The organism is Mixta sp. BE291 (genome assembly GCF_031457955.1).
Classification (GTDB): domain Bacteria; phylum Pseudomonadota; class Gammaproteobacteria; order Enterobacterales; family Enterobacteriaceae; genus Mixta.
The window spans coordinates 17,184-41,690 of the sequence record NZ_JAVDXN010000003.1 but is presented as its reverse complement, the minus strand read 5'-3'; the positions used below and the strand labels follow the sequence as shown (position 1 = coordinate 41,690).

General features: G+C 54.7%; 23 protein-coding genes. 19 read left to right on the top strand and 4 right to left on the bottom strand.

Annotated elements, in window-relative coordinates; translation table 11 throughout:
• The first annotated feature begins 62 nt into the window (after window positions 1-62).
• From degP to J2X14_RS07800, 4 genes are all read left to right on the top strand, one after another.
• The gene (gene degP / locus J2X14_RS07815; protein WP_352410664.1) at window positions 63-1,490 is read left to right on the top strand and encodes a serine endoprotease DegP; all 1,428 of its coding nucleotides are present in this window, start codon (window positions 63-65) and stop codon (window positions 1,488-1,490) included.
• Between the two features lie 189 nt (window positions 1,491-1,679).
• Window positions 1,680-2,837 (top strand): CdaR family transcriptional regulator, encoded by a 1,158-nt coding sequence (locus tag J2X14_RS07810; RefSeq protein ID WP_352410663.1) that lies wholly within the window; start codon window positions 1,680-1,682, stop codon window positions 2,835-2,837.
• Window positions 2,838-2,940: 103 nt separating this feature from the next.
• Entirely contained in the window at window positions 2,941-3,306 is a 366-nt protein-coding gene (locus J2X14_RS07805) for a hypothetical protein (protein WP_352410662.1), read from the top strand.
• A complete protein-coding gene (locus J2X14_RS07800; RefSeq protein WP_352410661.1) occupies window positions 3,299-3,598 on the top strand; it encodes a hemolysin XhlA in 300 nt (99 codons plus the stop codon). The genes J2X14_RS07805 and J2X14_RS07800 overlap by 8 nt, the downstream gene beginning before the upstream one ends.
• A 145-nt stretch (window positions 3,599-3,743) precedes the next feature.
• On the opposite strand, the gene J2X14_RS07795 is transcribed toward J2X14_RS07800, so the two are convergent.
• The 4 genes from J2X14_RS07795 to map all read right to left on the bottom strand — a co-directional run bounded on the left by J2X14_RS07795 (window position 3,744) and on the right by map (window position 8,909).
• Window positions 3,744-4,136, bottom strand: a complete 393-nt coding sequence (locus J2X14_RS07795) for a DUF3461 family protein (RefSeq protein WP_352410660.1) — start codon at window positions 4,134-4,136, stop codon at window positions 3,744-3,746.
• A 327-nt stretch (window positions 4,137-4,463) separates the two neighbouring features.
• Window positions 4,464-5,291 (bottom strand): 2,3,4,5-tetrahydropyridine-2,6-dicarboxylate N-succinyltransferase, encoded by an 828-nt coding sequence (dapD, locus tag J2X14_RS07790; protein ID WP_352410659.1) that lies wholly within the window; start codon window positions 5,289-5,291, stop codon window positions 4,464-4,466.
• Window positions 5,292-5,382: 91 nt separating this feature from the next.
• A complete protein-coding gene (gene glnD / locus J2X14_RS07785) occupies window positions 5,383-8,031 on the bottom strand; it encodes a bifunctional uridylyltransferase/uridylyl-removing protein GlnD (RefSeq protein WP_352410658.1) in 2,649 nt (882 codons plus the stop codon).
• 83 nt (window positions 8,032-8,114) lie between these two features.
• Window positions 8,115-8,909 (bottom strand): type I methionyl aminopeptidase, encoded by a 795-nt coding sequence (gene map / locus J2X14_RS07780; protein ID WP_352410657.1) that lies wholly within the window; start codon window positions 8,907-8,909, stop codon window positions 8,115-8,117.
• 367 nt (window positions 8,910-9,276) lie between these two features.
• Between map and rpsB the strand changes: the two genes are divergently transcribed.
• The 15 genes from rpsB to rnhB all read left to right on the top strand — a co-directional run bounded on the left by rpsB (window position 9,277) and on the right by rnhB (window position 24,485).
• A complete protein-coding gene (rpsB, locus tag J2X14_RS07775) occupies window positions 9,277-10,002 on the top strand; it encodes a 30S ribosomal protein S2 (protein ID WP_165786513.1) in 726 nt (241 codons plus the stop codon).
• A 243-nt stretch (window positions 10,003-10,245) separates the two neighbouring features.
• Complete coding sequence (gene tsf, locus J2X14_RS07770; protein ID WP_352410656.1) at window positions 10,246-11,097, top strand: translation elongation factor Ts; 852 nt, start codon at window positions 10,246-10,248, stop codon at window positions 11,095-11,097.
• 157 nt (window positions 11,098-11,254) lie between these two features.
• The gene (gene pyrH / locus J2X14_RS07765; protein ID WP_352410655.1) at window positions 11,255-11,980 is read left to right on the top strand and encodes a UMP kinase; all 726 of its coding nucleotides are present in this window, start codon (window positions 11,255-11,257) and stop codon (window positions 11,978-11,980) included.
• A 140-nt stretch (window positions 11,981-12,120) separates the two neighbouring features.
• The gene (gene frr / locus J2X14_RS07760; RefSeq protein ID WP_352411067.1) at window positions 12,121-12,678 is read left to right on the top strand and encodes a ribosome recycling factor; all 558 of its coding nucleotides are present in this window, start codon (window positions 12,121-12,123) and stop codon (window positions 12,676-12,678) included.
• Between the two features lie 141 nt (window positions 12,679-12,819).
• The gene (ispC, locus tag J2X14_RS07755) at window positions 12,820-14,022 is read left to right on the top strand and encodes a 1-deoxy-D-xylulose-5-phosphate reductoisomerase (RefSeq protein ID WP_352410654.1); all 1,203 of its coding nucleotides are present in this window, start codon (window positions 12,820-12,822) and stop codon (window positions 14,020-14,022) included.
• A 196-nt stretch (window positions 14,023-14,218) separates the two neighbouring features.
• Window positions 14,219-14,971 carry a (2E,6E)-farnesyl-diphosphate-specific ditrans,polycis-undecaprenyl-diphosphate synthase gene (gene ispU, locus J2X14_RS07750; RefSeq protein WP_352410653.1) on the top strand — a complete coding sequence of 251 codons (753 nt, stop codon included), beginning with the start codon at window positions 14,219-14,221 and terminating at the stop codon, window positions 14,969-14,971.
• An 18-nt stretch (window positions 14,972-14,989) separates the two neighbouring features.
• Window positions 14,990-15,847 (top strand): phosphatidate cytidylyltransferase, encoded by an 858-nt coding sequence (gene cdsA / locus J2X14_RS07745; protein WP_352410652.1) that lies wholly within the window; start codon window positions 14,990-14,992, stop codon window positions 15,845-15,847.
• Window positions 15,848-15,859: 12 nt separating this feature from the next.
• Window positions 15,860-17,203 carry a sigma E protease regulator RseP gene (gene rseP / locus J2X14_RS07740; RefSeq protein WP_352410651.1) on the top strand — a complete coding sequence of 448 codons (1,344 nt, stop codon included), beginning with the start codon at window positions 15,860-15,862 and terminating at the stop codon, window positions 17,201-17,203.
• A gap of 49 nt (window positions 17,204-17,252) precedes the next feature.
• Window positions 17,253-19,658, top strand: coding sequence for an outer membrane protein assembly factor BamA (gene bamA, locus J2X14_RS07735; protein ID WP_352410650.1), 2,406 nt, complete (start codon window positions 17,253-17,255; stop codon window positions 19,656-19,658).
• A gap of 125 nt (window positions 19,659-19,783) precedes the next feature.
• On the top strand, window positions 19,784-20,281 hold the full coding sequence (skp, locus tag J2X14_RS07730; protein WP_352410649.1) for a molecular chaperone Skp: 498 nt from the start codon (window positions 19,784-19,786) through the stop codon (window positions 20,279-20,281).
• Between the two features lie 3 nt (window positions 20,282-20,284).
• On the top strand, window positions 20,285-21,310 hold the full coding sequence (lpxD, locus tag J2X14_RS07725) for a UDP-3-O-(3-hydroxymyristoyl)glucosamine N-acyltransferase (protein WP_352410648.1): 1,026 nt from the start codon (window positions 20,285-20,287) through the stop codon (window positions 21,308-21,310).
• 156 nt (window positions 21,311-21,466) lie between these two features.
• On the top strand, window positions 21,467-21,922 hold the full coding sequence (gene fabZ, locus J2X14_RS07720) for a 3-hydroxyacyl-ACP dehydratase FabZ (protein ID WP_352410647.1): 456 nt from the start codon (window positions 21,467-21,469) through the stop codon (window positions 21,920-21,922).
• Window positions 21,923-21,925: 3 nt separating this feature from the next.
• Window positions 21,926-22,714, top strand: coding sequence for an acyl-ACP--UDP-N-acetylglucosamine O-acyltransferase (gene lpxA, locus J2X14_RS07715; protein ID WP_352410646.1), 789 nt, complete (start codon window positions 21,926-21,928; stop codon window positions 22,712-22,714).
• A gap of 3 nt (window positions 22,715-22,717) precedes the next feature.
• Window positions 22,718-23,866 carry a lipid-A-disaccharide synthase gene (lpxB, locus tag J2X14_RS07710; RefSeq protein ID WP_352410645.1) on the top strand — a complete coding sequence of 383 codons (1,149 nt, stop codon included), beginning with the start codon at window positions 22,718-22,720 and terminating at the stop codon, window positions 23,864-23,866.
• Window positions 23,859-24,485, top strand: a complete 627-nt coding sequence (gene rnhB / locus J2X14_RS07705) for a ribonuclease HII (RefSeq protein ID WP_352410644.1) — start codon at window positions 23,859-23,861, stop codon at window positions 24,483-24,485. Before lpxB ends, rnhB begins: the two co-directional genes overlap by 8 nt.
• Window positions 24,486-24,507 lie beyond the last annotated feature (22 nt).

Here is a 24,507-nt window from a genome sequence, read left to right as displayed (position 1 = left end):
TAATCTCATCAACACGACCAAATTGATGGTCAGCTTCATTGAACCAATACGAGTAACAGACAATGAAAAAAACATCTCTTGTATTAAGCGCATTAGCCCTTAGCCTGGGAATGGCGATGACCCCGGCTTACGTGATGGCGGCTGAAACCGCCTCTTCCTCTACTCAGCAACTTCCCAGCCTGGCGCCAATGCTGGAAAAAGTGATGCCGTCGGTCGTCAGCATCAACGTTGAAGGCAGCACCACGGCGAAAACGCCGCGTCTGCCACAGCAGTTCCAGCAGTTCTTTGGCGATAGCTCGCCGTTCTGTCAGGATGGCTCGCCGTTCCTGAACTCACCGCTGTGTCAGGGAGCAGCGCCTGGCGGCAATGCTGCGCCGCAGCAAAAATTCCGTGCGCTTGGCTCTGGCGTGGTGATTAACGCCGACAAAGGGTATGTCGTCACCAATAACCATGTCGTGGATAACGCCACCAAAATTCAGGTGCAGCTCAGCGACGGACGTCGCTACGAAGCGAAAGTCATTGGTAAAGATCCGCGCTCGGATATTGCGCTGATCCAGCTACAGGATTTTAAAAATCTGACCGCTATTAAAATGGCCGACTCTGACAGCCTGCGCGTCGGGGATTATACGGTGGCGATCGGGAACCCGTACGGACTGGGCGAAACCGTCACCTCCGGCATCGTTTCCGCGCTGGGTCGTAGCGGCCTGAACGTGGAAAACTATGAAAACTTTATTCAGACCGATGCGGCGATTAACCGCGGCAACTCCGGCGGCGCGCTGGTTAACCTGAACGGTGAACTGATCGGGATTAATACCGCGATCCTCGCCCCGGACGGCGGTAACATCGGCATTGGCTTTGCTATTCCCAGCAATATGGTGAAAAACCTGACCGCGCAGATGGTGGAGTTTGGCCAGGTGAAACGCGGCGAGCTGGGCATTATGGGTACCGAACTAAATTCCGAGCTGGCGAAAGCGATGAAGGTGGATGCACAGCGCGGCGCCTTTGTCAGCCAGGTGATGCCGAAGTCTTCTGCGGCGAAAGCGGGTATCAAGGCAGGTGATGTGATTACCTCGCTGAACAAAAAACAGATCTCCAGCTTTGCCGCGCTGCGTGCTGAAGTCGGCTCGCTGCCGGTGGGCACTAAGCTGGAGCTGGGCCTGCTGCGCGATGGTAAGCCGCTGACGGTCACGGTTGAGCTGCAACAAAGTTCGCAGAGCAATGTCGATTCCGCCAACATCTATACCGGCATTGAAGGCGCAAGTCTGAGCAATTCTGAGGTAGATGGTCAGAAAGGCGTGCGCGTGGATAGCGTTAAGCCTGGCAGTTCTGCAGCGCGTATCGGCCTGAAAAAAGACGATATGATTCTGGGCGTTAACCAACAGGCGGTGAGCAACCTTGGCGAGCTGCGCAAAATTCTGGATACCAAGCCGTCCGTACTGGCGTTAAATATTAAACGCGGCGACAGCAATATCTATCTGTTAATGCAATAACGCTTTTCCTGCGGGAAAAGCTGTCGCAACAGACTGTTCAACGGCCCGACGATGCCTTCATCGGGCCGTTTTTACTTTGTGATATTGCCCGCAAATTTATTAACCGGCGCGGTGCTTCGTGCAATTGCACAATGCTTCGCTGCGGTCGCCATCGTATGCTGCTGCTTCAGGCTTTGGCTGGAGTACATAATGGCTAATTATCACCTGGATGCTCGTCTGGCCCAGGATATCGTGGCGCGCACGATGAAAATTATCGACAGTAATGTCAACGTGATGGATGCACGCGGCCGGATCATCGGCAGCGGCGACCGGGAGCGTATTGGTGAATTGCACGAAGGCGCGCTGCTGGCGTTGTCGCAGGCGCGCGTGGTGGATATTGACGAGGCGGTGGCGCGTCATCTGCACGGCGTTCGACCCGGTATTAATTTACCGCTGCGTATTGCCGGGGAAATTGTTGGCGTCATCGGCCTGACCGGCGATCCCGTTTCGCTGCGCCAGTATGGCGAGCTGGTGTGCATGACGGCGGAGATGATGCTGGAGCAGGCGCGCTTGCTGCATATGCTGGCGCAGGACAGCCGTCTGCGCGAAGAGCTGGTATTGAATCTGATTCGTAGTGAAACGCTTTCGCCTGCGCTCATGGCGTGGGCGCAGCGGTTAGGCATCGATCTTAATCAGCCGCGCGTGGTAGCGGTGGTGGAGGTGGATAGCGGGCAGCTGGGCGTGGATAGCGCGATGGCGGAGCTGCAACAGTTGCAGACGTTGTTAACCATGCCGGAACGCGACAACCTGATCGCCATTGTTTCTCTGACCGAAATGGTGGTGCTGAAACCCGCGCTGAATGCGCATGGCCGTTACGATCAGGATGAACATCAGCGGCGCGTTGAGCAGCTGTTAGGGCGCATGAAGGAGAGCGGACATCTGCGTATTCGCATTGCGCTGGGCAACTATTTCACCGGCGAAGGCAGTATCGCTCGTTCTTACCGTACGGCGCGCACCACGATGAGCGTCGGCAAGCAGCGTATGCCCGATCAGCGCAGCTTTTTTTATCAGGATTTAGTGCTGCCGGTGCTGCTTGATAGCCTGCGCGGCGGCTGGCAGGCTAATGAGCTGTCACGTCCGCTGGCGAAGCTGAAGGCGATGGATAATAACGGGCTGTTGCGACGGACGTTAATTTCCTGGTTTAGTCATAACGTACAGCCTTCAGCCACGGCACGGTCGCTGTTTATTCATCGGAATACGCTGGAGTACCGCCTGAACCGCATTTCTGAACTGACCGGCCTGGATCTGGGGAACTTTGACGATCGGCTGCTGCTATATGTGGCGCTACAGCTGGATGAACAACCTTAAAGAATATAATTATGTTGTCGGCAGCGGCCAAATGATTGAAATGCGCCGCTTAAATCTTTAACTGATACAGGCAGGTTGATAAAAAAGTAAAAGGATTTACCTCATGCAGAATGAACATGAAAAGCAAAGGCTGGCTGCTTTGGCCTGTAAGTTGCAAAAGCGCCTTGAGAAAGTAACGCCAGAACTCCTTTCTGAATTTCTTTTTGAGCGTGGAATACCTGTAGTGAAATGCCTGATGTGTGGCAATAACGATATCAGCATACCGCAGGCGGCAGTATTGGCTGCCTCTGCCGAGGGCAGCAAAGCTTACACTTATGTCAGGTATGTGACGCTGAATACGGATAGCTCACCTTTTACGCTGGACAGCTTTGAGTATCGTCTTATCTGTAACAGCTGTGGCTTCACCAGCCACTTCGCCGTCTATCCGGTGCTAAAATGGGTCGAAGAAAAGGATGGAAAGGATGCCTGAAGTAAAATTTGATAATGTTGAAATTGGCCGCTTTCCTCAGCATCGCGGAAAGGGTAATGGTTCTTCTGGCGGAGGAGATGATATGCAAGAGCGAGTAAAGAAATTAGAAGAGCAGGTTTCCTCTCTCATGGTAGATGTGGCTGTTATAAAATCGAACTATGCAACTCGACAGGATGTAGAGGGCGTGAAATCTGAACTGCATAAAGCCATTTCAGCTCAAACGAAGTGGGTTGTGGCTTCACTTTTTGTGGCGTTAGGCACTGGATTAACCATAGCCAAAATCATTTTTTAACGCATATTGCCTGCATCGTTTGTTTGATGCTTATTGTTGCGCGCAGCTCGGAGGCTGGATGCCTGCCACTACAAAAGCAATAAAAAATACGCCGCAGCGCGGCGTATAACGTAGCGAGACCCAACGTTCTGGCCTTTGCATTCTTTTAGCGACTATTGCGCGTCAGCTTATCGAGATCGGATTCGATTTCAGCGATCTTGTTGGAGACCACGCTTTCCAGATGACGCAGATCGTCCAGAATTTTACGCTTCAGGTCGATCTCCACCTGATCGCGCTGGCAGATCTGATCCAGCTCATCAATTACGTAGCGCAGGTTAGGGCTGATCTCCTGCACTTCTTTGTAACCCTGGCCGATGCCGTCCGCCACGACCGTTTTGCGCTGGCGCGGATATTTAAATTTAACGCTTTTAGCAAAAAATTCGCCTTTATCTTTACGGAAGTAAATTTTCAGAATGTCGTTATTCGCTTCCTGACGCAGGCTATAACGATCGATATCTTCCGGATTGGAAATGCCCAGGCTTTTTAAATTGTCATACATGGCGATGTTTCCTGTGAACGTGAAATTAGGGCGTCGCAACTGTTCCGTTACACCTTATTTCGGCCCTCAACGCGGTACGGGCATCCTGCGGAAACAGGAAAAGGGCCTGTCATCACTGTAGACATAAACGACGACTTTCGGGAAATTGCGCCGCAGAAATGGCGGTGATGAATTATCGCCCGCATAAAAAATAAACGCACCTTTAATTTACGCACAAAGCGAAGCGGCGCGAATAATAGCCTGGCGGAAAGGGAGGTAATGCTAAAGCGGGGCGGGAAAGGCGAGCGGAAAGTGCCCTGCCGCCTGGGCAGGGCAGGGCGTCAGGGATTATTCGTCAATGGTGCGCAGCAGCTCATTGATACCAACTTTGCCACGGGTTTTCGCATCGACTTTCTTCACGATAACCGCGCAGTAGAGGCTGTAGGAACCATCTTTAGATGGCAGGTTACCGGAAACCACCACCGAACCCGCCGGTACGCGGCCGTAGTGGATTTCGCCGGTTTCACGATCGTAAATTTTGGTGCTCTGACCAATATAGACGCCCATGGAAATCACGGAGCCTTCTTCCACAATCACGCCTTCAACGATTTCAGAGCGCGCGCCGATAAAGCAGTTGTCTTCGATGATGGTCGGGTTAGCCTGCAGCGGTTCCAGCACGCCGCCGATACCGACGCCGCCGGAAAGGTGAACGTTTTTACCAATCTGCGCACAGGAGCCCACGGTCGCCCAGGTATCAACCATGGAACCTTCATCCACCCAGGCGCCGATGTTGACGTAGGACGGCATCAAAACGGTGTTACGCGCAATAAAAGCGCCCTGACGAACGGCCGCTGGCGGCACCACGCGGAAACCTTCTTTTTTAAAGCGCGCTTCATCGTAAGCGGCAAATTTCATCGGCACTTTGTCGTAAAAACGGCTTTCAGCGCCTTCGATTACCTGATTGTCATTGATACGGAAAGAGAGCAGCACGGCTTTTTTCAGCCACTGATGCGTGACCCACTGGCCATCAATCTTTTCGGCTACGCGCAGGGCGCCGCTGTCCAGCAGCGCGATAACCTGCTCGACGGCGTCGCGGGTGGCGGAATCAACGCTGGTCGGCGTGATGTCGGCACGGCGCTCAAACGCGCTCTCAATGACACTCTGTAACTGTTGCATTTGCATTTTCATCCTGGTTATTGCATTCACCGTCGGGCAGTGTCGCTGCTGGCCCGATGGTTTGGTGAACGACGGTGTAAAAAGATCGGGGTCACACTTTATCGTTTGGATTAAGGGCCGCTGTCAACCGTTGTCGCAGCTTATGGCGCAAATTGGCGCTCAGCGCCCGACGCTCATCATCGGCGAGAATAAACAGATCCTCGACCCGCTCGCCAATGGTACTGATGCGTGCCCCATGTAGCGAAATACCTAAATCGGCAAAAACTTCGCCAACCTGCGCCAGCAGGCCGGGACGATCCAGCGCAATCAACTCAAGCCAGGTACGACGTTCGTTAAAGGAAGGCAGAAAACGCACTTCGGTATCCACATTAAAGTGTTTCAGCTTTGCCGACTGGCGGCGGGTGCGCGGCGAGGTCCAGCGGGGTTGAGTAATCGCCTGTTCCAGCGCCTGAATAATCATCTGGTGACGATCCGCCGCCAGCGGGCTGCCGTCCGGCTCCAGCACGATAAAGGTATCCATCGCCATGCCGTCGCGGCTGGTAAAAATCTGCGCATCATGAACGCTGAGGTTACGGCGATCCAGTTCGCCCGCCACGGCGGCAAACAGATAGGGGCGGTCCGGGCTCCAGATAAAGATTTCGGTGCCGCCGCGCGTCGCCTGCGGACTTACCAGCACCAGCGGCTGGCGCAAATCGTGATTCATTAAATGGCGCGCGTGCCAGGCCAGCTGGTTCGGCGTATGGCGCAGGAAATAGTCGGCTCGGCAACGGCTCCAGATTTGGTGCAGCGCTTCCTCATTAATGTTATCCATGCGCAACAGCGCTAACGCCTGCAAACGATGATGACGCACGCGTTCGCGCAGATCGGGCGAGTTTTCCATACCGCGCCGCAACTGTTTCTCCGTGGCGAAAAACAGCTCGCGCAACAGGCTCTGTTTCCAGCTGTTCCACAGTGTTTCATTGGTGGCGCAAATATCCGCGACCGTCAGGCAGACCAGATAGCGCAGGCGATTTTCATTCTGCATCACCTCGGCAAATTGCTGAATAACCGTTGGATCCTGAATATCACGGCGCTGGGCGGTCACCGACATCAGCAGATGATAGCGCACCAGCCAGGCCAGCAGCTGCGCTTCGCGTGAGTTCAGGCCGTGCAGCTCAGCAAAGGCCAGCACATCCTGCGCGCCGAGGATCGAGTGGTCGCCGCCGCGCCCTTTGGCAATATCGTGAAACAGCGCCGCCAGCAGCAGCAGTTCCGGCTGCGGCAGACGCGGCCATAATTCTACGCAGAGCGGATGGCGCGAACGGGTCTCCTCGCTGGCGAAGCTTTCCAGCTTTTGCAGCACGCGCACGGTATGTTCATCCACGGTGTAAGCATGAAACAGATCAAACTGCATCTGACCGACGATTTTACTCCACTGGGGCATATAGGCCGATAACACGCTGTGGCGATGCATCGGCACCAGCGCCCGGCTGACCGCGCCGGGATGGCGCAGAATCGCCAAAAAGTAGCGCCGCGCTTCCGGCAGGTAGCAGAGCGACTGCTGCAAATTACGGCGCGCATGGCGCAGCTGGCGCAGCGTGGAGGAGTAGATGCCTTTGATATTTTCATTGCGCACCATCACCCAAAACATGCGCATGATCGCTTCCGGCTGACGACTAAACAGCGCATCGTCACGGAGATCGATCAGACTGCCGCGCAGCTGGAAATCATCATCAATCGGCTGTGGCTTGTCGCTGGCGTCCAGCGCCAGAATCGCATCGTCAAACAGCTGCAGCAGCATCTGGTTCAGCTCGCCGATACGTCGCGTAACGCGGAAGAAATCTTTCATCATGCGTTCAACCGGCTCGTTGCCTTCGCCCCGGTAATCGAGGCGCTGGGCGACGGTAAGCTGGCGATCAAACAGCAGACGATTATCGTAGCGGGGCAGCGTAAGATGCAGCGCGAAACGGATGCGCCAGAGAAACGCCTGGCATTCGTTGAGTTCGTTGCGCTCGGCTTCAGTAAGAAAGCCAAAGCCCACCATCTCATCCAGCGAGGTGGCGCCGAAATGGCGACGTGCCACCCACAACAGCGTGTGAATATCGCGCAGGCCGCCGGGGCTGCTTTTAATATCCGGCTCCAGATTGTAGCTGGTGCCGTGATAGCGCTTATGGCGTTCCTGCTGCTCGGTGATTTTCGCCGCGTAAAAGCGCGAGGAGGGCCAGAAGCCGTCGCTGAAAATGTGTTTTTGCAGTTCCAGGAACAGCGCCACGTCGCCTACCAGCATGCGGGATTCAATCAAATTGGTGGCCACGGTTAAATCAGACAGCCCTTCCAGCAGGCACTCTTCCAGCGTGCGCACGCTGTGGCCCACCTCCAGCTTCAGATCCCACAGCAGCGTTAACAGCTCGCTGGCGGCGACCGCTGCCTGCTCGTCCAGCGCGGTGCGGCTCAGGATCAGCAGGTCGATATCGGAAAGTGGATGCAGCTCGCCGCGACCGAAGCCGCCGACCGCCACCAGTGAAATGCCATCACGCGCTTCAAAGCCGTAAAACCGCCACAGCCGCCGCAGCAGCGTATCAATAAACAGCGTGCGGGCGTCGATCAGCGTGGCGACATCCTCGCCTGCGTCGAAGGCGGCGGCCAGATGCTGCTGAAAACGTTCCAGATGCTGCTTTAACGGCTCACGCGTGAGCTGCGTATCGTCCCAGCCCGATGCGGCTTCGGCCAGGCTATTGATTACTTCATCGGTCACGCGCATGAAAGAGTTGCTCCGCTTTCGCCATAAAAAAAGCCGACATCAAGTCGGCTTTCGTTTAAACCCGGTCAGGCGGTATCGCGCCCTTAGGCTTCGTTTACCAGCACTGCCTCAATGGTGTCATCTTTACGCAAGGTAAGAATTTCACAGCCGTTTTCCGTCACCACAATAGTATGCTCATACTGCGCCGACAAGCTGCGATCTTTGGTTTTTACCGTCCAGCCATCTTTCATGCTGCGGATGCGGTAATCGCCCGCGTTGACCATTGGCTCGATGGTAAAGGTCATGCCGGCTTGCAGCACCACGCCGCCGTCATCGGCATCGTAATGCAGCACCTGCGGCTCTTCATGGAAGCCTTTGCCGATGCCGTGTCCGCAATATTCACGCACCACGGAAAAATCCTGCGCTTCGACAAATTTCTGGATCTCGCGGCCCAGCGTACGCAGACGAATGCCCGGCTTCACCAGACGCAGCGCCAGATAAAGGCTTTCCTGCGTAATGCGGCACAGGCGCTCGCCCTGAATGGTCGGCTTGCCGACAATATACATTTTTGAGGTATCGCCGTGATACTCGTCTTTGATCACCGTGACGTCGATATTAACGATATCGCCATCTTTCAGCAGCTTGTCGTCGCTGGGAATGCCGTGACAAACCACATCGTTAACCGAAATACAGACGGATTTCGGGAAACCGTGATAGCCGAGACTGGCAGAAACGGCGTGCTGGGTGTTTATGATGTAATCGTGGCAAATGCGGTCGAGTTCACCGGTGGAAACGCCCGGTTTGACGTAAGGCTCGATCATCTCCAGCACTTCAGCGGCAAGACGTCCCGCCACGCGCATTTTTTCGATTTCTTCTGGGGTTTTAATTGAAATTGCCATTAATTTTATCCGCAGTTGTCGTCATTTTCGACAATAATAGAGCAAGTGGTGCCATGTTAGCAGGTCGGCCTGTGGGCTGCCACTGGGCGTTTAGCCTCTGCTAACAGTAATTGTCATCATTACGCAATGGCCGCGGCATAGCATACAAGGGCGAAAACGGCGCGAACTATTATTGGCGTCAAATCGTGCTTTATGGTATAAAGCGCGCCGACGATTCTCGCTAAAGCTGAAAAGTTTGGCGGGAAACGCATAAATCTCATTATGTGTAAACAACACACACATATCGGCACATGCGCCGGGGTGCCTTTCGGGGTCGGTTGCATGGGATATGTGGAGGCCCAACCCCAAACTTACTACAGAGGTAATCATGGCAACTGTTTCCATGCGCGACATGCTCAAGGCTGGTGTTCACTTCGGTCACCAGACCCGTTACTGGAACCCGAAAATGAAGCCGTTCATCTTCGGTGCGCGTAACAAAGTTCACATCATCAACCTTGAGAAAACGGTTCCGATGTTCAACGACGCCCTGGCTGAGCTGAACAAAATCGCTTCCCGTAAAGGCAAGATCCTGTTCGTTGGTACTAAGCGCGCTGCCAGCGAAGCAATCAAAGAATCTGCTCTGAGCTGCGACCAGTTCTTCGTAAACCACCGCTGGTTAGGTGGCATGCTGACTAACTGGAAAACTGTGCGTCAGTCAATCAAACGTCTGAAAGATCTGGAAACTCAGTCTCAGGACGGTACTTTCGACAAACTGACCAAAAAAGAAGCGCTGATGCGTACTCGTGAGCTGGCCAAGCTGGAAAACAGCCTGGGCGGTATCAAAGACATGGGCGGTCTGCCGGACGCGCTGTTCGTGATCGATGCTGACCACGAGCACATCGCAATCAAAGAAGCAAACAACCTGGGTATCCCGGTATTTGCTATCGTTGATACCAACTCCGATCCGGATGGCGTTGATTACATCATCCCGGGTAACGACGATGCGATCCGTGCTGTTAGCCTGTACCTGACTGCTGTAGCGACCACCGTGCGCGAAGGCCGTTCTCAGGATCTGGCTGAGCAGGCAGAAGAAGCTTCTTTAGAGAACGCTTAATAAGGTTTGCTCTGTAGAGCGCCCTTATCATTCAGATGTGATCTGTAAGGGGCCGATTATGGCCCCTTTATTTTTTTTAACCATGGCCCGGCGCATGGCCTGGCTGTGAAGCACTCCTGCTAACAGTGTTGGCCCGCAGCAGATACGCGGGCAGGCAGACTGATCGCCCTGGCAAAACCGTGGCGGTCGTTTCCCGCTTGAGTGGGAATAAACCGCAGGCAACAGACAACTGAGGAAGAGAGAATGGCTGATATTACCGCTGCTCTGGTAAAAGAACTGCGCGAGCGTACTGGCGCTGGCATGATGGAATGTAAGAAAGCGCTGGTTGAAGCCAATGGCGACATCGAGCTGGCGATTGACAACATGCGTAAATCAGGTCAGGCGAAAGCGGCGAAGAAATCAGGTCGCGTTGCTGCTGAAGGCGTTATCCTGACTGACGTGTCTGGTAACACCGGCGTAATCGTTGAGCTGAACTGCGAAACTGACTTCGTCGCGAAAGATGCAGGCTTCCTGGCTTTCGGTAAAGAAGTTATCGCTGCGGCTACCGCTGAGCGCATCGCTGATATCGATGTTCTGAAAGCGAAATTCGAAGATCAGCGCACCGCGCTGGTAGCGAAAATCGGTGAAAACATCAACATCCGTCGCGTAGCTATCCTGGAAGGCGAGATGGTAGGTTCTTACCTGCACGGCGCGCGTATCGGCGTTCTGGTTTCTGCAACTGGCGCTGATGAAGAGCTGGTTAAACACGTTGCGATGCACGTTGCAGCAAGCAAGCCGGAATATGTTAAGCCGGAAGACGTACCGTCTGACGTGGTTGCACGTGAGCATCAGATCCAGCTGGACATCGCCATGCAGTCTGGCAAACCGCGCGAAATCGCAGAGAAAATGGTTCAGGGCCGTATGAACAAGTTCACCGGCGAAGTTTCCTTGACCGGTCAGCATTTCGTGATGGATCCGAGCAAAACCGTTGGTCAGCTGCTGAAAGAGAAAGGCGCCGACGTGATTAACTTTATCCGCTTCGAAGTGGGTGAAGGCATTGAGAAAGTAGAAAGCGACTTCGCTGCAGAAGTAGCGGCCATGTCCAAGCAGTCTTAATGGTCCCAAAAGAACCGCCAATCGGCGGTTCTTTTTTGTCTGAGATCTTCACCATTTTTCAGTCTCATCCCAATAGCAATTCCTACCCGCTAAGCGGATGATAGTTCGGATCTAACTCCTCATTATTTTCATGATAGCTTCCAGGAAAAAAACGACCATGGCTACCAATGCAAAACCTGTTTATCAACGTATCCTGCTAAAACTAAGTGGCGAAGCGCTGCAGGGCGCCGAAGGTTTCGGCATCGACGCGAGCGTGCTCGACCGCATGGCTCAGGAAATCAAAGAGCTGGTAGAGCTGGGTATTCAGGTTGGCGTCGTTATTGGTGGGGGTAACCTGTTCCGCGGCGCAGGTCTGGCTCAGGCAGGCATGAATCGCGTTGTCGGCGATCATATGGGTATGCTGGCTACCGTGATGAACGGCCTGGCGATGCGTGATGCGCTGCACCGCGCCTATGTGAACGCGCGACTGATGTCGGCGATTCCGCTGAACGGCGTGTGCGATAGCTACAGCTGGGCAGAGGCGATTAGCCTGCTGCGTAATAACCGCGTAGTGATTTTCTCTGCCGGCACCGGCAATCCTTTCTTTACCACCGATTCCGCAGCCTGCCTGCGCGGTATTGAAATCGAAGCCGATGTGGTTCTGAAGGCCACCAAGGTCGACGGCGTCTATTCCGCCGATCCGATGAAAACGCCGGATGCCACGCTTTACGATCAGCTATCCTATCAGGACGTGCTGGAACGTGAGCTGAAAGTGATGGATCTGGCCGCCTTTACGCTGGCGCGCGACCATCAGCTGCCGATTCGCGTTTTCAACATGAATAAGCCGGGCGCGCTGCGTCGTGTGGTAATGGGTGAAAAAGAAGGCACCCTGATTACGCATTAATATCCGTCACGGCGTAAAATAAGGTATATTCTGTCTGCGCGGCGCAAATGAGCGGCGCGCATCGTGCAGGATTATCGACGAATTTTACCGTTCCCTGGCACGTCGCTGTGGCAGGTCAAACAGAATCCAAGGGTTACAACGTGATTAACGACATCAGAAAAGATGCCGACACGCGCATGGAAAAATGCGTTGAGGCGTTCAAAAATAACATCGGCAAAGTACGCACTGGCCGCGCATCACCAGCGCTTCTCGACGGTATCGTAGTTGAATATTACGGTACGCCGACTCCGCTGCGCCAGCTGGCCAACGTTACCGTCGAAGACTCACGCACGCTGAAGATCAACGTGTTTGACCGCTCCCTGAGCCAGGCCGTTGAGAAAGCGATCATGTCCTCCGATCTCGGCCTGAATCCGAGCTCTGCCGGTACCGATATTCGCGTGCCGCTGCCTGCGTTAACGGAAGAACGTCGTAAAGATCTGATCAAGGTCGTACGCGGCGAAGCCGAGCAGGGTCGCGTTTCCGTGCGTAACGTGCGTCGTGACGCTAACGACAAAATTAAAGCGCTGCTGAAAGACAAAGCGATTGGCGAAGACGAAGAGCGTCGCGCGCAGGATGACATCCAGAAAATGACCGACGCGTATATCAAGAAAGTTGATGCCGCGCTGGCAGAAAAAGAAACGGAGCTGATGGATTTCTAATTCCATCCAGCCCCGGTAAAACGCCGTCCACAGCGTACAGCTTACGCTGTTTGACGGCGTTTTGTTTTGTCCCACCATGCCGGGCGCGCGGGCGCATTTCTCTGTAGCGCCGTGTCCGAGTTTTCTACACAGAGCAGCCTCATGAAGCAATTAACCATTCTCGGCTCCACCGGATCGATTGGCACTAACACGCTGGCGGTGGTACAGGCCAATCCTCATCTTTATGCGATTAAAGCGCTGGTCGCCGGGCATAACGTCGAACTGATGACCGAGCAGTGCCTGCGTTTCCGTCCCGCTTTCGCCGCCATGGCGGATGAAGCCTCCGCACAGCAGCTGCGTCAGCGTCTTAGCGCGTTGGGCGTGAATACAGAGGTGATGGCCGGCGAAGAGGCTGCCTGTCAACTGGCGGCGCTGGACGATGTCGATCAGGTGATGGCGGCGATTGTCGGCGCGGCGGGCCTGTTGCCGACGCTTTCGGCCATTCGCGCCGGAAAAACCGTGCTGCTGGCAAATAAAGAGTCGCTTGTCACGTGCGGCCGTTTATTTATGGAGGCGGTGAGCGCCAGCGGGGCGCGGCTGCTGCCGGTCGACAGCGAGCATAATGCCATTTTTCAGAGTTTACCGGCTTCCATCCAGCAACAGTTAGGATACGCTAACCTCCAGGAAAACGGCATAGAGTCGATTATCCTTACGGGATCGGGTGGACCGTTTCGTGACACGCCGCTGACGGCACTGGCAAGCGTTACGCCGGATCAAGCCTGCGCGCATCCGAACTGGTCGATGGGGCGAAAAATCTCTGTCGACTCCGCCACCATGATGAATAAAGGTCTGGAATACATTGAAGCCCGCTGGCTGTTTAATGCAACCGATGCGCAGATGGAAGTTATTTTGCATCCGCAGTCGGTCATCCATTCTATGGTGCGTTATCGTGACGGCAGCGTGCTGGCGCAGCTGGGATCGCCAGATATGCGCACGCCGATTGCCCATACGATGGCCTGGCCGCAGCGTGTAGAAGCAGGCGTCACGCCGCTCGATTTTACCCGCATGAAGGCGTTGACCTTCGCTGAACCTGATTTTGATCGCTATCCCTGCCTAAAACTGGCGATGGATGCGTGTGAGCAGGGGCAGGCGGCAACCACCGCGTTGAATGCGGCCAATGAAATTGCGGTCGCCGCGTTTCTTCAGGGGCAGATTCGCTTTACCGATATTGCCGCGTTGAACGCAGAGGTGCTGGCGTCGCTTCATTACGGCGAACCACAGAGCGTCGAAGCAGTATTGGCCATTGATAGCAAATCGCGCCGCGCGGCACAGGCGCTGTTGCCGCGTTTTGCTAAGGCTGGCTAATCCGCCGATTTGCTGATTTGCGTGGCCGCTATTTGTGAGCCTGGGATGAAACTGGTATAGTCCCCGGCTCCCGTTTCGCATTTACACACAGCCAAAGCGGTGAACAGAGCCGTGATCGTCACGGCTTTTTTACAGCCGCACGGGAAATGTATTCAGAAGCCGCTGTATTTCTGATGAAAGGAAATGAATACGCGTTATGTCGTCCGAAACTCAAATAACAACCGATGACCAGCAGCGGACAGGCCCGCGTCATGTGGCCATCATCATGGATGGCAACGGCCGCTGGGCGAAAAATCAGGGTAAACTTCGTGTCTCCGGTCACAAAGCGGGAGTAAAATCGGTGCGTCGCGCCGTGAGCTTTGCCGTAAGTAATAAACTGGAAGCACTCACGCTTTATGCCTTCAGTAGCGAAAACTGGTCGCGTCCGCCGCAGGAAGTGGTGGCGCTGATGGAACTGTTTGTCTGGGCGCTGGATAGCGAAGTAAAAAGCCTGCACAAACACAATGTTCGGTTAAGAATTATTGGCGATATTAGCCGTTTTAATTCACGCTTACAGGAGCGCATTCGGCGCGCTGAGGAACTGACTCAACAAAATAATGGATTAACCCTCAACATTGCCGCGAATTATGGCGGCCGTTGGGATATTATTCACGGCGTAAAAAAGATAGCCGAGCAGGTACAGGAAGGATTGCTCCGTCCTGACCAAATCGAAGAAACTACGCTGTCCGGATTTCTCTGCATGCATGATTTGGCACCGGTGGATCTGGTAATAAGGACCGGGGGGGAACACCGCATCAGTAACTTCCTGCTGTGGCAAATCGCCTACGCGGAGTTTTACTTTACCGATGTTCTCTGGCCTGATTTTGACGAACAAGTTTTTGAAGGTGCAATGAATGCTTTTTCACATCGTGAGCGTCGATTTGGCGGCGCAGCACCTGGCGGCGCCTGAGCGCCCTGGGGGTAACCTTTGCTGAAGTCGCGTCTGATTACAGCGTTCATCCTGATCCCATTGGTGATCGCTGCGCTTTTCTGGTTACCGCCATCAGCATTTGCCATCACTACCCTGGTAGTGTGCATGCTGGCCGCATGGGAATGGGGCCAGTTTGCTGGCTTCACCTCCCGTCTCCAACGTATCTGGCTGGCCGTGCTTTGCGGCCTGCTGCTTGCCGTGATGTTATTTACGCTTCCCCCTTACCAGCATATCGTTCAGCTGCCGCAAATAGGCGGTGCGCTGTGGATTGCGCTGGCGTGGTGGATTGGCGCGCTGTTGCTGGTGCTGCGCTATCCAGCCTCGGCGGGGCTGTGGCGGCACTCACGCGCGCTGCGTCTGATCTTCGGTGTCTTCACCATCGTGCCGTTTTTCTGCGGCATGGTTGCGCTGCGCCAGTATCATTACGATGCGGATCATTACGCCGGAGCGTGGTGGCTGCTTTACGTCATGATTCTGGTCTGGGGCGCGGACTCCGGCGCTTATATGTTTGGCCGCCTGTTCGGCAAGCATAAGCTGGCACCGAAAGTTTCGCCGGGCAAAACCTGGGAAGGTTTTTTTGGCGGCCTGCTGACCTCCGCGCTGATTGCCTGGCTGTTCGGCCTCTGGGCGCCGCTGAGCGTGGCGCCGGGCATACTGTTAACCTGTTCCGTGGTTGCGGCGCTGGCCTCGGTACTGGGCGACCTCACCGAAAGCATGTTCAAGCGCGAAGCGGGTATCAAAGACAGCGGACACCTTATTCCTGGTCACGGCGGCATTCTTGACCGCATTGACAGCCTGACGGCGGCGGTGCCGGTATTCGCCTGTTTGCTGCTGTTAGTTTTCCGGGCGCTGTAAGGACAAGACGTTATGCTGAGCTTTATCTGGAGTCTTGCTGCCTTTATCGTTGCGCTGGGCGTATTGATTACTGTTCATGAGTTTGGTCATTTCTGGGTAGCACGTCGCTGCGGCATTAAGGTAGAACGCTTTTCCGTGGGTTTTGGTAAAGCGATCTGGCGTCGCCGCGACCGCCTTGGCACCGAATATGTGATTGCCTTAATCCCGCTTGGCGGCTACGTCAAAATGCTGGACGAGCGCGTTGAAAGCGTGCCGCCCGAGCTGCGTCATCAGTCCTTCAATAATAAAACGGTGATGCAGCGCGCTGCGGTCATCGCCGCCGGTCCTGTTGCTAACTTCCTGTTTGCTATCTTTGCTTACTGGCTGGTGTTTCTGCATGGCGTACCCGGCGTGCGTCCGGTTACCGGCGAAATCGTAAGCGGTTCGGTGGCGGCGCAGGCGCAAATTTCACCCGGCATGGAACTTAAGGCAGTTGACGGTATCGAAACGCCTGACTGGGATGCTGTGCGTATGGCGCTGATCGGTAAAATCGGCGATACCAACGTCACCTTAAGTCTGGCTCCGTTTGGCTCATCGCAGCGCGTGGAAAAGCAGGTCGATCTGCGTAACTGGCATTTCGAACCTGATAAACAGGATCCGGTGGTGTCGTTGGGCATTGAGCCGCGCGGCCCTGAGATTGAAACGGTTCTGGCGCAAGTCCAGGCGAACTCACCGGCCAGTGCGGCAGGTTTGCAAGCCGGTGACAGGATCGTTAAAGTCGATGGTCGTCCGCTGGCGGACTGGCGACAGTTTGTGAACCTGGTGCGCGATCGTCCAAACCAGGCGATTGCACTGGATGTTGAGCGTCAGAGCGAGGTCGTTAGCGTGACGTTAACGCCAGCCGTAAAAGGGACGGAAGGGTTCGCTGGCGTCGTGCCACGCGTGTTACCGTTGCCCGATGAGTATAAAACGGTGCGTCAGTATGGTCCGTTTGCTGCGATTGGCGAGGCCGGGGAGAAAACCTGGCAGTTAATGAAGTTGACGGTCGGCATGCTTGGCAAACTGGTCACTGGTGATGTTAAGCTGAACAACCTGAGCGGGCCGATTTCTATCGCGCAAGGCGCCGGGATGTCAGCGGAATATGGGATCATTTATTACCTGATGTTTCTCGCGCTTATCAGCGTGAACCTCGGTATTATTAATCTCTTCCCGTTACCGGTATTAGATGGTGGGCATCTGCTTTTCCTGGCGATTGAAAAAATCAAAGGGAAACCGGTGTCTGAGCGAGTTCAGGACTTCAGTTATCGCATCGGCTCAATTTTGCTGGTGCTGTTAATGGGGCTTGCACTATTCAATGATTTCTCTCGCCTGCGATGACCGGAACGTTATCCAGGCTGGGACGTGTTAGGAAGAACGCATAACAACGATGGCGATGAAAAAGTTGCTCATAGCGTCGCTGCTGTTTAGCAGCGCCACCGTTTACGGTGCAGACGGGTTCGTAGTGAAGGACATTCATTTCGAAGGACTGCAGCGAGTCGCTGTCGGTGCGGCTCTGCTCAGCATGCCGGTGCGTGTTGGTGATACAGTAGACGATGAAGACGTCAGTAATACCATTCGCGCCCTGTTTGCTACCGGGAATTTCGAAGATGTTCAGGTCCTGCGCGACGGCACCACGCTGATCGTTCAGGTGAAAGAGCGTCCCACCATTGCCAGCATCACTTTCTCCGGTAACAAAGCGGTGAAAGATGACATGCTCAAACAAAATCTGGAAGCCTCCGGCGTGCGCGTTGGCGAAGCGCTGGATCGCACCACCATTTCCAGCATCGAAAAAGGGCTGGAAGATTTCTACTACAGCGTGGGTAAATACAGCGCCAGCGTAAAAGCTGTCGTGACCCCGCTGCCGCGTAACCGCGTCGATCTCAAACTGGTGTTCACCGAAGGCGTTTCGGCGAAAATCCAGCAGATTAACGTCGTCGGCAATAAAGCCTTTAGCTCTGATGAGCTGATTTCGCGCTTCCAGCTGCGTGATGAGGTGCCATGGTGGAACCTGGTTGGCGATCGTAAATATCAGAAGCAGAAACTGGCGGGCGATCTGGAAACCCTGCGCAGCTTCTATCTGGATCGCGGCTACGCTCGTTTCAATATCGATTCCACCCAGGTCAGCCTGACGCCGGATAAAAAAGGCATCTATATCACCATCAACATCAGCGAAGGCGAGCAGTATAAGCTTTCCGGCGTGGTGGTGAATGGCAGCATGGCCGGCCACTCCGCAGAGATCGAAAGTCTGGCGAAGGTGGAACCGGGCGAGCTGTATAACGGCACCAAAGTCACCAAAATGGAAGACAATATCAAGCAGCTGTTAGGCCGCTATGGTTACGCCTATCCACGCGTGGTGACGCAGCCGGAAATCAACGACGCCGATAAAACGGTAAAACTGCATGTGAATGTCGATGCCGGTAATCGTTACTACGTGCGCAAGGTGCGTTTCGAAGGCAACGATACCTCGAAAGACGCCGTGCTGCGTCGTGAAATGCGTCAGATGGAAGGCGCATGGCTCGGCAGCAACCTGGTGGAGCAGGGCAAAGAGCGCCTGAACCGTACCGGCTATTTTGAAACGGTGGATGTTGATACGCAGCGCGTATCTGGCACGCCGGATCAGGTCGATGTGGTTTATAAGGTGAAAGAGCGTAACACCGGTACCTTTAACTTTGGTATTGGCTACGGCACCGAAAGCGGCGTGAGCTTCCAGGTCGGCGTGACGCAGGATAACTGGCTGGGTACCGGTAATACCGTCGGCATTAGCGGCACCAAAAACGATTATCAGACCTACGCGGAATTCTCGTTAACCGATCCGTACTTTACCGTGGATGGCGTTAGCCTTGGCGGGCGTATTTTCTATAATGACTTTAAAGCGGACGATGCCGACCTCTCTGACTATACCAACAAGAGTTATGGTCTGGATGGCACGCTGGGCTTCCCGGTCAATGAAAATAACACGCTGCGTGTAGGCCTCGGCTATGTGCATAACGATCTGTCGAATATGCAGCCGCAGGTAGCGATGTGGCGCTATCTGGAGTCGGTCGGGCAGAGCCCGTCGCTCTCTGGCGATGCCGAGTACGCTGCGGATGACTTTACCTTTAACTATGGCTGGACGTACAACAACCTTGACCGCGGTTTCTTCCCGACGTCGGGTAACCGTACCAACCTGAACGGTAAAGTGACGATCCCTGGCTCCGATAACAACTTCTACAAAGTCACGCTGGATACGCAACAGTACATGCCGATCAATGACGATCACACATGGGTGCTGTTGGGTCGTGGCCGCGTTGGTTATGGCGATGGCCTGAGCGGTAAAGAACTGCCGTTCTATGAAAACTTCTACGCCGGTGGTTCCAGTACGGTGCGCGGCTTCCGCTCCAATAACATTGGTCCGAAAGCGGCATACATCAATGATAATTCATCCACCTGCTCCGGCAGCAATACGCTGTGTCGGTCGGATGATGCGGTTGGCGGTAACGCCATGGCAGTGGCCAGCCTGGAGCTGATCACGCCGACGCCGTTTATCAGCGAGAAATATTCTAACTCGGTACGTACTTCACTGTTCGTGGATGCCGGTACCGTTTGGGATACCAACTGGGATAATACCGAAGCCAGCAGCGAAGCGGGCATTCCGGATTACAGCAAGCCAGGCAACATTCGTATCTCCAGCGGTATCGCGCTGCAGTGGATGTCGCCGCTGGGTCCGCTGGTGTTCTCTTACGCGCAGCCGGTTAAGAAATATGATGGAGATAAAGCGGAGCAGTTCCAGTTTAACATTGGTAAAACCTGGTAATGCGCGCCGCAGGGAAGCATAGCTGTTAAGTATCGCACTGTTCACTGGCCTGCGGCTTGTCTGCAAGCCAGTGTCTCAGGCAAAACTGTGTCTTTGACACAAACGTTGATGGTAAGGAGTTAATAGTGAAAAAGTTGTTGTGTGCCGCAGGTCTGGGTCTCGCTTTAGCGGTTTCCGCAGGCGCTCAGGCTGCTGATAAAATTGCCGTGGTAAACGTGTCCAGCATTTTCCAACAGTTACCGCAACGTGCCTCTGTTGCGAAGCAGCTGGAAAATGAGTTCAAAGGCCGTGCGACCGAACTGCAGAGCCAGGAACGTGACCTGCAGGCAAAAATGCAGCGCCTGCAACGTGATGCTTCTACCATGAAGGCCAGCGAACGCAGCCGTATGGAAAAAGACATCATGTCTCAGCGCGAAGCGTTCTCCAGCAAAGCGCAGTCCTTTGAGCAGGACAATCGCCGTCGTCAGATGGAAGAGCGTAACAAACTGCTGAGCCGTATTCAGGACGCTGTGAAGAAAGTAGCAAGTGATGATGGCTATGATGTGGTTATCGATGCTAACGCGGTGGCTTACGCTGCGAATGCCAAAGACATTACTGCTGACGTTCTGAAACAGGTTAAATAATTCATGTCCTCAATTCGACTGGCTGATTTAGCCCAGCAGTTGGATGCAGAATTGCACGGAGATGGCGATATCGTCATCTCCGGCATTGCTTCTATGCACTCCGCCCAAGATGGTCAAATCACTTTTCTCGCCAACAGCCGTTACCGTGAACAGCTTGCTGAGTGTCACGCTTCCGCCGTGGTATTAACCCAGGACGATCTTTCCTGGTGCCGCAGCGCCGCGCTGGTGGTTAAAAACCCTTACCTGACCTACGCCCGTATGGCGCAGCTGCTTGATACGACGCCACAGCCCGCGCAGAATATCGCGCCGAGCGCGGTGATCGATGCCAGCGCGACGCTTGGCAACCATGTCTCTGTTGGCGCCAATGCGGTGATCGAATCAGGCGTGGTGCTGGGTGATAACGTGGTAATCGGCGCAGGCTGCTTCGTGGGTAAAAATACCCATATCGGCGCGGGCACGCGTCTGTGGGCCAACGTTTCGATTTATCATGAAATTCGCATCGGTGAGCAGTGCCTGATTCAATCCGGCACGGTGATCGGCGCAGACGGCTTCGGCTATGCCAACGATCGCGGCAACTGGGTGAAAATTCCTCAGCTGGGCTCGGTGGTTATTGGCGATCGCGTTGAAATTGGTGCCTGTACCACCATCGATCGTGGCGCACTGGATAACACTCAAATTGGTAATGGTGTTATCATTGATAACCAGTGCCAGATTGCACATAACGTAGTGATTGGCGACAATACCGCCGTTGCTGGCGGTGTGATCATGGCCGGTAGCCTGAAAATCGGTCGTTACTGTATGATCGGCGGGGCTAGCGTCATTAATGGCCACATGGAAATTTGTGACAAAGTGACGGTAACCGGCATGGGAATGGTGATGCGCCCCATCACTGAACCTGGGGTATACTCTTCAGGCATTCCGTTGCAACCAAATAAAACCTGGCGTAAAACCGCAGCGCTGGTGATGAATATCGATGAAATGAGCAAGCGCTTAAAAGCCATCGAGCGTAAAGTCGGCAAAGACGACTAAACGCCTGTTCCATCGCTGTCCGGCTTTCATAATTAAAACATGCTAAGCAGGGAAGCCAGGCGCCACAGAAACTAATTTGCGGCCTGCCGTTGATCGTTCGATCGGTGCAGGCCGTGTTATTGATGCCATCAGAATTTTTAGGACAGGAAGAGTATTTTGACTACTGAAACTCATACTCTGAATATTGAAGAGATTTTAGAACTGCTGCCACACCGTTACCCATTTTTACTGGTCGATCGTGTCCTGGAGTTTGAAGAGCACAAATATCTGCGAGCGGTGAAAAACGTCTCGGTTAACGAACCGTTTTTCCAGGGACATTTCCCTGGTAAGCCGATTTTTCCGGGCGTTTTGATTCTGGAAGCGATGGCGCAAGCGACAGGTATCCTGGCGTTTAAAAGCGTAGGCAAACTTGAGCCGGGCGAGCTGTACTACTTCGCCGGCATTGACGAAGCGCGCTTTAAGCGTCCGGTAGTGCCGGGCGATCAGATGATTATGGAAGTGACTTTCGAAAAAACCCGTCGTGGCCTGACGCGCTTTAAAGGCGTTGCCACCGTAGAGGGTAAAATTGTCTGTGAAGCGACCATGATGTGTGCCCGTAGCCGGGAGGCATAATACGTGATTGATGCAACTGCCGTAATTCATCCGAGTTCTATCGTCGAAGAGGGCGCCATCATTGGTGCCCGTGTCCACATTGGCCCGTTTTGCTTTATCGGGGCGAATGTTGAAATTGGTGAAGGTACTGTCCTGAAATCCCACGTGGTGGTGAACGGGCATACCCGCATCGGTAAAGACAATATTATTACCCAGTTTGCCTCTATTGGTGAGGTAAACCAGGACCTGAAATATGCTGGTGAGCCAACGCGCGTTGAAATTGGCGATCGCAACAGCATCCGCGAAAGCGTCACCATTCATCGTGGTACCACGCAGGGTGGCGGCGTAACCCGCATCGGCAGCGATAACCTGCTGATGGTGAATGCGCATGTGGCTCATGACTGCATCATTGGCAACCGCTGTATTTTTGCCAACAACGCCACGCTGGGCGGACATGTGACGGTGGATGACTTTGCCATTATTGGCGGCATGACGGCGGTGCATCAGTTCTGTATTATCGGCGCGCACGTGATGGTGGGCGGCTGTTCTGGCGTTGCGCAGGATGTGCCGCCTTACGTTATCGCGCAGGGTAACCACGCGACGCCGTTTGGCATCAATATTGAAGGCCTGAAACGTCGCGGCTTCGATAAAGAAGCGCTGCATGCGATTCGTGCGGCCTACAAGCTGTTATACCGCAGCGGCCGAACGCTGGATGAAGTGAAGCCGGAAATCGAAGCGCTGGCGCAAAAGCATGCGGAAGTTAAGCCGTTTTATGACTTTTTCGCCCGCTCAACGCGAGGTTTGATTCGTTAACCCATGGCTGCTCGTCCTTTAACGATTGCCCTTGTCGCCGGAGAAACCTCCGGCGATATTCTTGGTGCCGGTTTAATTCGTGCGCTAAAAGCCAGGCATCCCGACGCCCGCTTTGTTGGCGTGGCCGGTCCGCGCATGCTGGCGGAAGGCTGCGAAAGCTGGTACGACATGGAAGAGCTGGCGGTGATGGGTATCGTGGAGGTGTTGGGACGCCTGCCGCGCCTGTTAAAAATCCGCCGTGATTTGACCCGTCGTTTCAGCGCGCTCAAACCCGATGTCTTTGTTGGTATCGATGCGCCCGATTTTAATATTACCCTCGAAGGACGACTGAAGCAGCGCGGTATCCGCACTATTCACTACGTCAGCCCTTCGGTGTGGGCGTGGCGACAAAACCGCGTCTACAAAATTGGTCGCGCCACCGATCTGGTGCTGGCCTTCCTGCCGTTTGAAAAAGCGTTTTACGATCGCTTTAACGTTCCCTGTCGTTTTATCGGCCATACCATGGCGGATGCCATGCCGCTTCAGCCCGATAAAGCCGCGGCCAGGCGCTCGCTGGGCATTGATGAACAGGCGCTTTGCCTGGCGTTGCTGCCGGGTTCGCGCAGCGCGGAAGTCGAGATGCTGAGCGCTGATTTCCTTAAAACGGCACAGCGGCTGCGTGAAAAGTGGCCGCAGTTAGAAATCGTGGTGCCGCTGGTGAATGCCCGGCGGCGCGAACAGTTTGAGCAAATTAAAGCTGAGGTCGCGCCTGAGCTGCCGGTCCATCTGTTGGATGGCCAGGGACGTGAGGCGATGATCGCCAGCGATGCGGCGCTGCTGGCCTCCGGTACGGCGGCGCTGGAGTGTATGCTGGCGAAATGTCCGATGGTGGTCGGTTACCGCATGAAGCCTTCCACGTTCTGGCTGGCGCAGCGGCTGGTAAAAACCGACTACGTCTCGCTGCCGAACCTGCTGGCCGGACGCGAGCTGGTGCCGGAACTGCTGCAGGATGATTGCCAGCCTGAAAAACTGGCGGCGGCGCTGGCGCCTTTGCTGGCACAGGGCGCAACGCGCGACCAACTGCTGGCGACCTTTAGCGAACTGCATCAGCAAATCCGCTGGAATGCCGATGAACAAGCGGCCGAGGCCGTACTGGAGTTGGCGAATGGCTGAATTTATCTATCCCAACGCGCGGCTGATCGCTGGCGTTGATGAAGTAGGACGCGGACCGCTGGTCGGCGCGGTGGTGACGGCAGCGGTGATCCTCGATCCCGCCCGTCCGATCGTCGGGCTGGCGGATTCGAAAAAGCTGAGCGAAAAGCGTCGGCTGGCGCTGTATGATGAAATCCGCGCACATGCTCTGGCCTGGAGCCTGGGCCGTGCGGAACCGGAAGAGATCGATCAGCTAAATATTTTGCATGCCACGATGCTGGCGATGCAGCGCGCCGTGGCGGGCCTCGCCGTGACGCCTGATTATGTCTTGATTGATGGCAATCGCTGCCCGGCGCTGCCGATGCCGTCTACGGCGGTGGTAAAAGGCGACAGTCTGGTAGCGGAAATCAGCGCCGCCTCGATTATCGCGAAAGTCACGCGCGACCGCGAAATGGCCGAGCTGGATGCGATTTTTCCGCAGTATGGCTTCGCACAGCATAAAGGCTATCCCACCGCACAACATCTGGCGATGTTGACAGAGCATGGCGCCACACCGCACCATCGTCGTAGTTTTGCTCCGGTGCGCAATGCGCTGCTGGACATCGAAGTTTCTCATCTCACCGCCAATTGCGCGCGTTAAGCGCGCTTTGCTGCAGTTAACC

What these genes read in the sequence shown, in the direction of transcription:
- degP (WP_352410664.1), top strand. Translation starts at nt 63, where the DNA reads ATGAAAAAAACATCTCTTGTATTAAGCGCATTAGCCCTTAGCCTGGGA.
- pyrH (WP_352410655.1), top strand. Translation starts at nt 11,255, where the DNA reads ATGGCTACCAATGCAAAACCTGTTTATCAACGTATCCTGCTAAAACTA.
- tsf (WP_352410656.1), top strand. Translation starts at nt 10,246, where the DNA reads ATGGCTGATATTACCGCTGCTCTGGTAAAAGAACTGCGCGAGCGTACT.
- ispU (WP_352410653.1), top strand. Translation starts at nt 14,219, where the DNA reads ATGTCGTCCGAAACTCAAATAACAACCGATGACCAGCAGCGGACAGGC.
- rseP (WP_352410651.1), top strand. Translation starts at nt 15,860, where the DNA reads ATGCTGAGCTTTATCTGGAGTCTTGCTGCCTTTATCGTTGCGCTGGGC.
- glnD (WP_352410658.1), bottom strand. Translation starts at nt 8,031, where the DNA reads ATGCGCGTGACCGATGAAGTAATCAATAGCCTGGCCGAAGCCGCATCG.
- J2X14_RS07810 (WP_352410663.1), top strand. Translation starts at nt 1,680, where the DNA reads ATGGCTAATTATCACCTGGATGCTCGTCTGGCCCAGGATATCGTGGCG.
- map (WP_352410657.1), bottom strand. Translation starts at nt 8,909, where the DNA reads ATGGCAATTTCAATTAAAACCCCAGAAGAAATCGAAAAAATGCGCGTG.
- lpxD (WP_352410648.1), top strand. Translation starts at nt 20,285, where the DNA reads ATGTCCTCAATTCGACTGGCTGATTTAGCCCAGCAGTTGGATGCAGAA.
- rnhB (WP_352410644.1), top strand. Translation starts at nt 23,859, where the DNA reads ATGGCTGAATTTATCTATCCCAACGCGCGGCTGATCGCTGGCGTTGAT.
- J2X14_RS07800 (WP_352410661.1), top strand. Translation starts at nt 3,299, where the DNA reads ATGCCTGAAGTAAAATTTGATAATGTTGAAATTGGCCGCTTTCCTCAG.
- rpsB (WP_165786513.1), top strand. Translation starts at nt 9,277, where the DNA reads ATGGCAACTGTTTCCATGCGCGACATGCTCAAGGCTGGTGTTCACTTC.
- bamA (WP_352410650.1), top strand. Translation starts at nt 17,253, where the DNA reads ATGGCGATGAAAAAGTTGCTCATAGCGTCGCTGCTGTTTAGCAGCGCC.
- lpxB (WP_352410645.1), top strand. Translation starts at nt 22,718, where the DNA reads ATGGCTGCTCGTCCTTTAACGATTGCCCTTGTCGCCGGAGAAACCTCC.
- J2X14_RS07805 (WP_352410662.1), top strand. Translation starts at nt 2,941, where the DNA reads ATGCAGAATGAACATGAAAAGCAAAGGCTGGCTGCTTTGGCCTGTAAG.
- ispC (WP_352410654.1), top strand. Translation starts at nt 12,820, where the DNA reads ATGAAGCAATTAACCATTCTCGGCTCCACCGGATCGATTGGCACTAAC.
- J2X14_RS07795 (WP_352410660.1), bottom strand. Translation starts at nt 4,136, where the DNA reads ATGTATGACAATTTAAAAAGCCTGGGCATTTCCAATCCGGAAGATATC.
- dapD (WP_352410659.1), bottom strand. Translation starts at nt 5,291, where the DNA reads ATGCAACAGTTACAGAGTGTCATTGAGAGCGCGTTTGAGCGCCGTGCC.